The organism is Marinoscillum sp. (assembly GCF_965229915.1).
In the GTDB taxonomy this organism is placed as follows: Bacteria; Bacteroidota; Bacteroidia; order Cytophagales; family Cyclobacteriaceae; genus Marinoscillum.
Map to the genome: position 1 here is coordinate 1,201,177 of NZ_CBDDJZ010000001.1, position 12,280 is coordinate 1,213,456.

9 protein-coding genes are annotated in these 12,280 nt (G+C 45.8%); all 9 read right to left on the minus strand.

Features of this window, described 5'->3' with window-relative positions; all coding sequences use genetic code 11:
- Positions 1–17 precede the first annotated feature (17 nt).
- Entirely contained in the window at positions 18–830 is an 813-nt protein-coding gene (locus ACO067_RS05185) for an SDR family NAD(P)-dependent oxidoreductase (RefSeq protein ID WP_421871512.1), read from the minus strand.
- Positions 831–925: 95 nt separating this feature from the next.
- Entirely contained in the window at positions 926–2,059 is a 1,134-nt protein-coding gene (locus ACO067_RS05190; protein WP_421871514.1) for a glycoside hydrolase family 43 protein, read from the minus strand.
- 4 nt (positions 2,060–2,063) lie between these two features.
- On the minus strand, positions 2,064–3,971 hold the full coding sequence (locus ACO067_RS05195) for a sialate O-acetylesterase (protein WP_421871516.1): 1,908 nt from the start codon (positions 3,969–3,971) through the stop codon (positions 2,064–2,066).
- A gap of 92 nt (positions 3,972–4,063) precedes the next feature.
- Positions 4,064–5,125: a family 43 glycosylhydrolase gene (locus ACO067_RS05200; RefSeq protein WP_421871517.1), complete on the minus strand. Its 1,062-nt coding sequence runs from the start codon at positions 5,123–5,125 to the stop codon at positions 4,064–4,066.
- A 10-nt stretch (positions 5,126–5,135) separates the two neighbouring features.
- Complete coding sequence (locus tag ACO067_RS05205; protein WP_421871519.1) at positions 5,136–6,113, minus strand: glycoside hydrolase family 43 protein; 978 nt, start codon at positions 6,111–6,113, stop codon at positions 5,136–5,138.
- A gap of 31 nt (positions 6,114–6,144) precedes the next feature.
- Positions 6,145–7,167 (minus strand): family 43 glycosylhydrolase, encoded by a 1,023-nt coding sequence (locus tag ACO067_RS05210; protein ID WP_421871521.1) that lies wholly within the window; start codon positions 7,165–7,167, stop codon positions 6,145–6,147.
- A gap of 82 nt (positions 7,168–7,249) precedes the next feature.
- On the minus strand, positions 7,250–9,505 hold the full coding sequence (locus ACO067_RS05215; RefSeq protein ID WP_421871523.1) for an RICIN domain-containing protein: 2,256 nt from the start codon (positions 9,503–9,505) through the stop codon (positions 7,250–7,252).
- Between the two features lie 50 nt (positions 9,506–9,555).
- Entirely contained in the window at positions 9,556–10,641 is a 1,086-nt protein-coding gene (locus ACO067_RS05220; protein ID WP_421871525.1) for a glycoside hydrolase family 2 TIM barrel-domain containing protein, read from the minus strand.
- Positions 10,642–10,743: 102 nt separating this feature from the next.
- The gene (locus tag ACO067_RS05225) at positions 10,744–12,273 is read right to left on the minus strand and encodes a RagB/SusD family nutrient uptake outer membrane protein (protein WP_421871527.1); all 1,530 of its coding nucleotides are present in this window, start codon (positions 12,271–12,273) and stop codon (positions 10,744–10,746) included.
- Positions 12,274–12,280: the final 7 nt, after the last annotated feature.

Consider the following 12,280-nt stretch of genomic DNA (forward strand, 5'->3'; position numbering starts at 1 on the left):
CTATTGATACAGTTGAACTAGGCTCTAGCCACTTTCCCAATCAGCCAAACGGCAAATCGAGGTGACATGCGTTTGAGGTAATCAAACAGGTAAGCATCCGGCCCAATACGTAAGCGTGACTTTCCTCTTTTTATTCCCCGTATGATCTTACATGCAGCTTTTGGTGCTGAGGTCATAGCCACCTTTTTGAAAAGCTCTGCAGACTCATCCTGAGTCATTCCTTCTTTGGGGCCTCTGATAAACTTGCTGTTTTTCACAATGTTGGTCTGAATACCTCCTGGATACACGCTCATCACTTGTACACTGGTACCTTTCAACTCTTGCACCAATGATTCATTCATACCCATAATGGCCGCTTTGGACACGTTGTAGGAACTTTGATTCGGGAATGGAATCAGTGCATTCACACTGGACACGTTGACCAGCATGGCTTTAGGACGAGCCATCAAATGAGGCAAAAAGGCCTTGGTCCCGTAGTAGCATCCCCAAAAGTTGACATCCATCACCATCCTAAAATCCTCTACAGACCCATCAACAAACCCATCAGCCACGGACCGCCCGGCATTGTTGATGACACAATCTACCTGACCAAAATAGTCGATGACATCTGCTGCATAGCTGAAAAAAGCTGCCTGATGGGAAATATCCAATTTATCAGCTTTCACCTTTACGCCGGAGGATTCGATCCGCTTGACCGTTTGTTGTAGATCTACTTCATTGATATCTGCCAGAGCCAAATGAGCCCCTTTTTTGGAAAGCTCAACAGCCAGTGCTTCTCCTATGCCAGAAGCGGCGCCAGTTACCACTACTACTTTGTCTTTAAGATTCATGCTTATGGTTATCGTGTGGCCAATTTACGACATATAAAAAAAACCGCCAGTCTAAACGACCGACGGCATTCCTAACATTTTTCAAATAGTAATTCTTATTTTTTAGTAAATGGCAAAGGTTGAGCATCGGTAGTGGGACCATCGACAACCAATGTCCCGTCCTCCTCTATGCGCATCGGATCAATAAACACCACGCGCTCTTGCCCACTTTGTGTGGTGCGCCCATGATAGACACAGTACATTTCTGTGCTATCAGCAGCGAACAGTACCATGTTGTGACCTGTGCCGGTTACGTCTCCTCCCTGGTCCACATTCTTTTGCAGTACCGGATTATTGGCCGCTTTGGTAAATGGCCCAAGTGGTGATGACCCGGTAGCATAACCAACGGCATAATTTTTCCCGGCATAGTAATTTGCAGAGTACATGATGTAGTAAATGCCATTCTTTTTGAAAAGAAATGACCCCTCGGTCCATCGTCGGTTGATCTCCTGTGAAGTGACTGATCTACTTTCCCACTCTGCCTGCTGATCATCCATAGATATCGGTGGTCTTAGTAGCAAAACCGGCTCCCCTACTACTCCACTAAAGTCTGACTTCAACTCAACTCCGTAGACCCAACTCTCTTCAACTTCATCGTACCACCCTTTGGCTTTGGCCCAATCTGCCACCTCACTTTGTACAGGGTGCTTCCAGCAAGCTCGTGAGTAGTAGAGATAGTTGGTACCGTCATCATCCACAAACACATTGGCATCAATGATTGGGTATCCGGGATTGAAGATTGGTCGATCAAACAGGTCTATAAAAGGCCCGGTGGGACTATCAGATTCAGCCACTCCTATCATAAAGTTTTCTTCCTCATTGGTGGGATTCTCTTTCCACTGGGCACTGAAAAAGAGATAATACTTCTCACCGCGCTTGTAGACTTCCGGTGCCCAAAACCACTTTTCATTCCAGGAACTATCGGTATTGCCTGTGTACACCTGTCCCTCAAACTCCCAGTTGATCAGGTCCTCAGACGAATAGGTAGCAAAACCATCTTTGGCTCCACCTCCGGTACCATACATGTAGTAGGTGCCATCGCCATTATCCAAAATGTACGGATCGCCAAAGGCCACATCGATGGGATTGCTGTAGGTTATCTCGGCTTGTTTGGTTTCCTTTTTAGAAGGTTGCCTACACCCCGCTACCAGGGCAAGTAATGCAACCATTACTGATATTGACTTAATCATTTGACTATTTTTCTGTTCTGAAAGGACTTGCGGGTAAGCCTTCCTTGTTATACAAATTGGCATCATCCGGATTGTCTCCCCAGGCATACCTGACCTGACTGGGTTCCTTCACTTTTTCGCTCCAGACAATCACTTGGTCTCCCTCCACCTTGGCTTTCGCCCAAACGAATTTCCCATCTGGACCAGCAATCGCAAATGCTTTCACATAACCATACTTGTCGTTCACTTCCAGACCGCTCCCTATGTTGGAAAAAGTGAGAATAGCTTTTCCGTTTTCTATGGTTATCTTTTCGAACGTTGGGCCAGAGTGAACCACCTCCATATCATAGGCTACTTTCTCTGCGGACATGGCTAGTCGATAACCCACATCCTTTTTGTTTCTCGGGTGAATGTCATTGGCTTCTCCTATGTCAATGATCACGGCCTGGCCGGTTTTAGGTAGTGAAAGTGTCATGGATTGTGCCTCTCGCAGTTCTGCCCAGCTACTGTTTTTTGGCTGCTCGTCAGGAGCCATAAAGTTGGCCAACTGCACCCAGATAAACGGAAACTCCTGCCCAAACTGCTGCCTCCAATCATTGATCATGGCAGGAAACAGCTCGCGGTATTGCATGGAATTGCGGGTATTGTTCTCTCCCTGGTACCAAATTACACCCTTGATGGCTAAATCAGTGATTGGAGCAATCATGGCATTGTACAAACAGGTAGGAAAATCATTAGGACCCATCGCAGGTCCTCCGAATGAGGATGATACCACTGCGGGTTTGTACTTCCAGTCTCCGGCTAAAGAAATCTTTTCAGAGCCAATTTTTAAAAAAAGCTGATCTGCCTCTCCATAGATACCTCCACCTCCTACTCCATCTGTCACTCGAATGACCAGCCAGTTGACACCCGGCTTCAATACTTCGCCCTTCACAGCATACGTTCTCTCCTGAGTCCAGTCCGTCATCCGGCCGATAAACTGTCCATTGATGTAGGTATCATCGATATCATCTATTGGTCCCAGACTAAGTGTAGCTGCCAACACTTGATCTTCGGATAGTTCAAAAGACTTAGCAAACCAGATGATACCATCCTCATTACCTATCTTCGTACTTTCCCAGATTTTTGGCATTTCGATGCTTTCCCAGGATTGATACTCACTTTCACTGAGGCTGAACCATTTCTGATTCATACCAGGCTCTTTGGCCAGAGCTGTTTGATATTGAGTCATCATTTCTTGAGATTTCTCAGTTCGCTCTACATATGCTGACTTATCAAGGTTCTGAAATCCATCTACAGCGGTTAATGCTTCCCAACTCATCCAGGTCTCTATGTCTGTGCCGCCCCATGAGCTATGGATCAAACCAACCGGTATATTCAAATCATTGTTGAGCTGCCTGCCAAAATGATAAGCCACAGCCGAAAAATTAGGCGTTGACTCGGGACTGCTGATGGCCCATCCACTAGTCGTCACATCGCTTTCTGGCTTGGCAGCCATATCCTTTTCTATGGTGAACAACCGGATATTGGGGTTTTGACTTTCAGCAATTGATTCTGGACCATTGTTCGTTTGGAACAGTGGCCACTCCATGTTGGACTGTCCACTACCTATCCACACATCACCAATAAGTACATTGGTGAGGGTCAGATCTTCAGTAGATCCAGATATGTTCATTGTGAAAGGTCCACCGAAATTCATTGGTTTCAATTGCACCTTCCACTCTCCAGACTTGGATGCTTTCGTTTCTACTGTCTGGCCGTTAAAACTTACAGCAATGGATTCTTTGGGGTTGGCTGTCCCCCAAATCTTGACTGGTTGGTCGCGCTGCAAGACCATGTGATCGCCAAAGACATTGGCTACCTTTAGTTGTGCATTGGTGATTAATGCATGCGCCAACAGTAGAACTATGGGGAGAATTCTCTTTATCATCATTTTAGGATCATTTAATAAATGACCAAAGTTCGGCAATCAAACACAAGCAAACGTACATTTTACGCCATAATCTGGTACTCATTTGTCATTCACTATTCTCCTGACGGTTTCTTGAGAGGCTCATTCAGTGGTTTTGGCTCACCAAATAATGGATTACCATTCAAATCCCAGGTAAAGGATTGAATGCGAATGGATCGATCACCCCCACAACCTTGACCGGCCTGAGGGTTGGCGTGATAGATGATCCAGTCTTCTGCCCCATCTTTAGACTTGAAAAAGCTATTGTGTCCTGGACCAAAGGCATTTCCAGCAGGATTCTGAGTAAAAACTGGCTCTTCAGACTTTTTCCATGAAGCTGGATCCATCAGGTCTGCATCGGTCTCGGCAGTCAACATCCCAAGTGAATAGCCATCCGTCCAGCACCCACCAGCAGAATAGATGAGATGCACCTTGTCGCCATGTTTGAGGATTTGTGGCCCTTCAGTCACCGTTGGTGACACCTCATTGGTCTCCCAACCAAACTCTGGCTTGGTGAGTAATACTCGTTCTCCAACTGGTGTCAAAGGATCTTTCATCTCGCAGATGTAAATATCTTGTCGCACATTCTCATCTCCTTCCCAGCCGGACCATAGGTAATAGAGCTGATCCTTGTGCTCGAATAATGTCCCGTCGATGGCCCACTTATCTCCTGGCAATTCCAACTGCCCATGATCCACCCATGTACCAGCGAATGGATCTGCACTTGCATTCTCCACCACAAACATTCGGTGGTTGTAGTTATCACCATCGTCTGCAGCATAGTAGATGTACCATTTACCATGGTAGCGATGGATCTCTGGTGCCCAGATTTCTTTGGAGTTAGGACCGGAGGCTGGTGGTGTCCAAACTACCTGTTTTTTAGCTTCGGACAAATCGGACATGATTTCACTCCGATACAGCGTCAGGTTATTGCCAGTGGTGAACGTTAAATAATAAGCATCCTCCTCCTGCCATACCCACGGATCTGGCCCTGAGGTGTGTATGGGGTTACGAAACATGGAATCATCATCCTGCTGCTTCTCCTCAACTTTTTTTTCGTTTTCAATGCTCGTGCAAGCAGATGCCAACATGATGATGCCTAATACTGACAAGATGAACATTTCTTTCCTGGACATGATATTTGCTTTATTTGGTGACCTGCTTGGGTATGATGACCTGATCCTCATCTACCTCAAACTCAAACTGTTTGCTCTTCCTATTCCATTTCTTGATGATCGGAACAATTCGTGTTCGTCTTGGACTCACTTGATCTGCACTGTTGTGTACATGGTAAACGTAATGCAATTGATCATTAGGTCCTGTGAAAAGATCTCCATGACCAGACCCGTTTTCGCCGACTATGGACCTGTGTAGAATCGGATTACTCTCGTTTTTAACCCATGGACCGTAAGGAGAATCTGCTATGGCGTAGCCCATAGCATAGTCGATGTTCATGAAATGGTTGGCCGAGTAAAATAGGTAATACTGATCTTTCAATTTAATAACTGTGGGTCCTTCCATAATCGGATCAGATTTGTAAAGTGGCGTAGCTTCCCAATCTTCAGTTTGATCAAAACATTTAGTTAAAGTTTCCGGCTTTATCTCACCCGCCTCCAGATCAAACTCGGCCACCCACAGGTAATTTCCACGGTTGAACCTGACGTGATAGAGATAGTATTTGCCGTCATCATCTTTGAAAATGTAGGAGTCGATGTTCTTTTCAGAGCCATCAATTGGACCTACTTCTTCCTGCCGGAAGGGTCCCATCAAGGAATTAGAAGTTGTTAACACGGTCTGTTCATTGGCCGTATGGGTGAGGTAGTAAGTGGATCCTTCCTTAATAATCTGTGGAGCCCAAAATCCCCAGGTTCCAAAAGTGTTGTCCCCTTCATTTAGGATCATATATAGTGAATCACTTTGCCCAGCTGGAACGGTCCAAGATTTTAAATCTTTCGATTCTAAAATTGAAAACCCAAGTGGTTTACGATTTTTTGTCCCGATCAAATAATAGGTTTCTCCCTCCTGGTAAATGGTAGGGTCTGCAAGAAATATCTCCTTTGATTGCTGTGCCATTACCTGTACGGCTACAAAAAGGATCAGTGAACAGACTATGTGGTGTTTCATTTTACAAATTGTTTTGGTTGATTCCTTGAAGTTATTGTTGCTTATCTATACCGAATTCGGTGACTAGCTGATCATATTCCTCACTGCTGATGGTAATCATACAGCCATGACGCACCTTAGGAGGCATGCTGTATTTATCCCAATCAGAAAAGAAGGTGTAACCTGATATCTGATACCAGGGACCATCCAGCTGATCGGCGACCGATAAGCCGTAGGAAACACCAGGATATTGCTCATAATAGAGGTACCATACCTCTCCGTTAGGCGACGGAATGAGCATGGGTGCTTCTCGAAAATTTGGACTTATAGGGTCTGACAAATCCTTATACGGACCAAATAGATTATCTGAGCTGGCAATGCGAATGGTTTTGCCCGTCACCCAATCCAGTGTAGGATATCGCTCATCTTTAATAATTGCCCAGTACTTTCCTTCAGCATTTCGGATGAAAACATCGATTGTTCCCATGTCCCAATCAAATAGTTTGTTTGGCACCTCTGAAAATTCCTTCAAATCCCTGGAGGTGACATAAAGAGTACGTTGACTTGCCCAATACCTCTCTGGATCCTCTTTGGTTCCCTCCTCGTGTGGAGTATGCCAGGTCATCACATACTGTCTGCTATTCTTATCGTAATAAAGCTTCGGTGCTCCTATACGCTGGAGTGGCTGATAGTTGGGTGTTTTCTTGAGATCAGGGGTAAACACACTGTGCTTCTTCCAGGAGATCAGGTCCTCTGACACCCAAATAGTAATATCTGGTGAGGCATCACTTTCATTTCCGGCAATGTAATAACGGTCGTCGTGCCCCTTTACAATGTCTGGATGTCCATGATACTCCTCAAAAACACGTTTTCCATTATTCAGCCGATACCAATGCAGCCCATCCAAACTAACAGAATAATAGAGTTCACCATAATCATCGTGTGTCATGTGAGCAAAAAGATAGGCTTCATTGACGGGCCGCTCTCCAGCCTTAACTTGCCCTGGAGGATCTGGCTGCTGAGCCCAAGCCAAGGCAGCTAGAAGCATTAGGGTCGTTGATAGTATACATTTCATTCCTTCTCTAATTAAACCATGTGATGGCTGGTCACTTTTGAGCCGAGGCTATCCAGCAACCAGACCATCAGCAGGTGTGTATTTAATTCTTTATAATTCGTTCTTTAACTGATAAGTTTTTAGCAGTTAATTCGAGTAAGTAGATACCGGTAGAGAGCTTATCCAGACTCAACTCAAGTGAGTTCTGACCTTGGATCAACTGTGTGTTTTGTTTATAAACAACCTGCCCAGCTGCATTCAACAAACGAATGCTACCGACTCCTTTTGATGAATGACTAAACAGAATACTCAGTTTTTCTGTGGTTGGGTTCGGAAAGATTTCCAATTCCACTTTATCGACCTTTTGTTCTGCGGTCACAAGTCGCTGACTCTGGGTAACCGATTCCAGAGACCATCGCTGACAGTCACCACCGATCCACTCCCATTGCTGCACATTGGCACCATCCGCAGTAGCACATTCTGACACATCGAGCACCTTCAATCCATTCTTGGAGGTGATCTTGTAAAAGCCTGGCTCTACCTCTTCGAATCCCCACTTTTGGCAATCAGCTCCTGTACCTGTCCAGACCTGCACGTTACTTCCGCTTGTGGACGAGCATCCATTTACATCCAGGGCCAAACCACTGGCATTGCTAATGATTTCATAGTACCCATCGGATGTGGTATTAATACTCCATCGCTGGCAGTTGGCACCATTCCATGGCCACTGCTGCACGTTTGCTCCCACTGAGGTAGAACATCCCGAAACGTCCAATACTTTGTTGCTGTTTTTGGAGGTAATTCGGTACGATCCTGTGGGCACTTCATTGGGACTAACAGGCTCCAGTCTCCACTGCTGACAGTCACCACCGAGCCATTCCCACTGCTGAACATTCTGTCCATCCGCATCGGAGCATGCATCTACATCGAGCACTCTGCCGCTATTCTTTGAAACCAATCGATAATAACCAGCGCCCGTTGGCTCGATGTACCATCTCTGGCAGTCAGCTCCATTCCATGGCCATTGCTGCACATTGCCTCCATTGACAGATGAACAACCAGCCACCTCCAGTACTTTACCACTTTGCTGAGAGGTAATCCGATATTCTCTATTTCCAAGGTATTCGAGTTCCCATCGCTGACAATCACCACCAGCCCATGGCCATTGCTGTACATTCGCACCATCAGCTGTGCTGCAAGCATTTACATCCAGTGCTTTTCCACTATGCTTAGCAGTCAACCGATAAACACCATCTGCAAAAGGGACATTGAATGTACCAACTCCCGCGTACACGCGACATTCCTTATTGGCCAGCTGAACCACTTCAGTACCTCCAGCCCCTGCAACAAACTGAGTGCTATAGTTGCTGCAAGGATTTGTGCCATCACTAGGTGTAAACAATGGAGCTGATCGCTCTGCCCATAGCCCGGTACCATTGGTGGAGTTTACCATGTATTTCTTCCCATTCTCTGCCACGTCTACATTGGCACCATTTCGAAGAACCTGACCTGCTACGAGTAATTCTCCATTTGTGGTGCCATTATCAATCCAGGTAACTGTAGGAGCATGTGAGAAGTGGTTGCCTGATACCGATTCGATTCGACTACCGATATTGCCAATGGCTCCCCAATTCACGCCATCTGAAGATGTTCTGATAAAGGCATCACAGTTGTAAGTAGGGCCACATATTTCATAAACCATCACATAATCACCATTTGGCAACTTGCTGATGGTGGGCATCCCTGGTCGCTGATCATTGTCGGCAATACCGATATCAAATACTTCACCTCCCCATGTGGCACCTCCATCTGTAGAGATTTTGTGGGCGATCAGCTGGTTGTAACCTGAGCCCTTATGTTCTTCAGAGGCATAGTACATGACCAATCGCCCCAGATCATCTATGATGAATTCTGCTTCCCATAAACCTGTGTTTCCTGTCACTGGTGTAGAAAAATAGCTCCAACTATTACCCTGATCCGTACTCTTGTAGATTTTGATTGCACGGCTTGCTGGTGCAGCTCCATCATGAGCCGATACCGCCCAAAACAGGGTACCCGCAGTAGTACTCCCCAGGTTTTGAGGGACCTCATACAATTCACTGCAACAAGTGTTGGCAAAACCAGTCTCAGTGATGGTGGTAATCTGAGACCAGCTGAGACCATCATCTGTACTTTGGTAAATACGACCGGCACCAATAACATCAAAGCTCGCAATGAGTCTGCCATTAGCGGAACCATTGGCTTTCAGCCGGATCAATCTCGGGTAGAAGGAGTCTACATCCTCCAGCAGCACCTCTTGTGATTTCACAGCGAGGCACAGAAATAACAATAGAAATAGTGATGTGAGTTTTTTCATCATTTCTGGTTTTTTTTATAAAACATTGATTTAATCACACCTGCTATTGTCAATCAATCAGCGGAGGTCAATTCTTTTATTAGATCCACCTCCTCCTGGCTGTAGACAGATCCATCTTGTCTGAAAATGTCATGAAACCAAACCTCTGGTTCTTCACCAGATTCGATCGGTGTATCCCAAGCGTATATCGTATTGCTTTTGCCTGACACCAAGCCCCAGTTGAAAGCGCCAATCTTGTGTGCTTTGAGCATAGGCATAATGTCCTGGAAAGTGCTATTACGCGTTCTGGCCATGTATTCGGTACAGAGCATCGGTTTACCATACTGCTGCAAGGTGTCGATCATGGCAGCATGATGCGCACTGTCTTCGTAGTTGTGGTAGGTGATCACATCAGAGTTTTCCAGTTGAAACTTATTCAGGTTGGTAAGGGAATTGTTCCAAACCCCTGCCGATAGAGGCTGTGATGGGTTGACCTCACGGCCCCATTGAAATACCTTTTTGAGCAAAGGCAAAGATCTATCTCCATAACCAGAGTTGCCGGGTTCGTTGTACACGTCCCAAAGTAGAATACGCGAATCATCAGCAAAATGCTTCATGACATCTTTCACATAGACTTCCAAATCGTTGACTAGCTCTGGCTGGTCGTATATCAGCTGCCCTGGATCTTGAATCCAGCCGGAGTTGTGGGTTCCGGTTTTAGGTTCTGGTTGCCTACCCGCCTGGTAAGTATTGTTCCAGCAGTCATCAAAAAACACAAACATGGTAGCAATACCATGACTGTCGGCTATCTTGAGATACTCTGCCATTCGGTTTTTAAAGCCTTCCTTATCCTGCTCCCAAGCAACATGATGCAGATACACCCGCATGGCATTCATTCCAATATCTTCGGCCCATCCGAGTTCTCGGTCAATAATTTTAGCATCAAATGATTCAGCTTGCCAGGTCTCCAGTTGATTGATGGCCGAGCTTGGATTGAAGTTAGCTCCGCGATACCAGGGCTTGTCTTTGTACCAGCTATTGGCTTGCTGCTTGCTCCAGACTTCCCGGGCAAACGGCTTTTCCGTATTCGCATTTTCTTTTTTAGCTGGAGTACAAGCTACTACCAGCAGGATCAGGATCATTGGAATAAAAATCTTCATATCAGGAAGGTTGGATTTAAATAATTGTCAATTAGCAATAGCTACCTGCAGGAGGCGGCCCCCACCACCTCCGCAGGTTGTAGCTATCTAACTTAAAATGGTTCAGTATTCAGCGTGCTGATCCAGGTTTGGATTGTTCTCCACATCCACCTGTGGGATTGGCAATCTATGAGATCTACCCACCACGAAGTTGAAAAAGTCTGGATCACGCTGCGCAATAGCATCTACGCTAGCCTGTGATTCTAAATCTCCCCAGCGTTTGAGGTCCATCCAGCGAGTACTTTCGCCACACAGTTCCAGGACTCTTTCTATTTTCAGGCGCTCTAAGAATGCATCCTGATCATTCCCAATTGCTGGATAGGCTGTAGCCAAAGGTGCCATATTTGCTCGAGCTCTCACCTGATCCACATACTGATAGGCCTCAGCTGTGTTTCCTAGTTCGTTGAGCACTTCTGCGTATAGCAGTAGAATATCAGCAAAACGAACCAGCCTTAGATTGACTTGAGAGAAGTAGTCCTCATTGTCGCGATAGTAGTCACGCTGATATTTTCTGAAGTAAGCATCTTCTGGTCCCCACTCCCAGTCACGGCCATAGGTTTTGTCTCCAAAGTCTGCTTCCAGATCTGAATACAGCGCAGAGTGTCTTAGACGCTCGTCCAGATTCCCATCCAGGTCTAGTTCTTTTTTGAACTCTTCCACTACCCAGTATCTCAGCTGACCATCAGACCATCCGATTCCACCAGGAGCAAAGAACTGTGCTCGGTTATTACCCATACTCGCATTTGGCACTTCTCCATCGCCTCCACCGAAGTTTGCGTCAGAGAACTGAATCTCAAAAACCGACTCGATGTTGTTTTCATTGAGATGCGTAAAGTTGTCTTTGAAGTTTGGTACCAAACCATAAAGGTCTCTTCCTTCTCCGGTAAAGAAATAGTCTAGAGCTCCTTTAGCCTCTGTCCACATACGCTGCTGCATGTATGTTCTCGCGAGAAATGCATAAACAGCCCCTTTGGTAGGTCTTCCCACATTGGCTGCATCCCACTCGGTAGGTAACACCGCCACTGCTTCATTCAAATCCGTCACTACTTGTGCATAGATTTCAGCTTGAGTGCGTTTCTCTGGTAGGTCTTCAGGACTGGATGGCTCCAGTACCAATGGTGCATCTTCCCACAATACTCCAATATTGAAATAATAGAAAGCTCTGAAGAATTTGGCCTGAGCCAATATCAACTCTTTCTCAGATTCATCCATGTCAATATCTGGCACATTGGCCAGCACCTGATTGCATCGGTAGATAGCCTTGTAATGATCTCTCCAGGTAATCACCTGGCCTTCCCAGAAGTTATAGTTGACATATTGGAAACGTGTCCAGTCTCCTAACTCTATCCATGGGCTTTTACTGTATCCAATGTCAGAGGTAAGATCATACCTAAAGTAGATCCATCTGCTCCACAACCCAGGCTTGTACTGCATCGCATAGATGGAGTTGACACCTAGTCGTGCGTCTTCTGCAGAAGCCCAAAACTGGTCCTCTGTCAAAGTATTAGGGTTTTTTACATCTAACAGCTCCTCATCACAGCTATAAAGCGTCATGGCAACCATCAGTAAGAATATGTATTTAAGATTTTTCATTTCGCTT

What these genes read in the sequence shown, in the direction of transcription:
- ACO067_RS05190 (WP_421871514.1), bottom strand. Translation starts at nt 2,059, where the DNA reads ATGATTAAGTCAATATCAGTAATGGTTGCATTACTTGCCCTGGTAGCG.
- ACO067_RS05205 (WP_421871519.1), bottom strand. Translation starts at nt 6,113, where the DNA reads ATGAAACACCACATAGTCTGTTCACTGATCCTTTTTGTAGCCGTACAG.
- ACO067_RS05185 (WP_421871512.1), bottom strand. Translation starts at nt 830, where the DNA reads ATGAATCTTAAAGACAAAGTAGTAGTGGTAACTGGCGCCGCTTCTGGC.
- ACO067_RS05200 (WP_421871517.1), bottom strand. Translation starts at nt 5,125, where the DNA reads ATGTCCAGGAAAGAAATGTTCATCTTGTCAGTATTAGGCATCATCATG.
- ACO067_RS05195 (WP_421871516.1), bottom strand. Translation starts at nt 3,971, where the DNA reads ATGATGATAAAGAGAATTCTCCCCATAGTTCTACTGTTGGCGCATGCA.
- ACO067_RS05220 (WP_421871525.1), bottom strand. Translation starts at nt 10,641, where the DNA reads ATGAAGATTTTTATTCCAATGATCCTGATCCTGCTGGTAGTAGCTTGT.
- ACO067_RS05210 (WP_421871521.1), bottom strand. Translation starts at nt 7,167, where the DNA reads ATGAAATGTATACTATCAACGACCCTAATGCTTCTAGCTGCCTTGGCT.
- ACO067_RS05215 (WP_421871523.1), bottom strand. Translation starts at nt 9,505, where the DNA reads ATGATGAAAAAACTCACATCACTATTTCTATTGTTATTTCTGTGCCTC.
- ACO067_RS05225 (WP_421871527.1), bottom strand. Translation starts at nt 12,273, where the DNA reads ATGAAAAATCTTAAATACATATTCTTACTGATGGTTGCCATGACGCTT.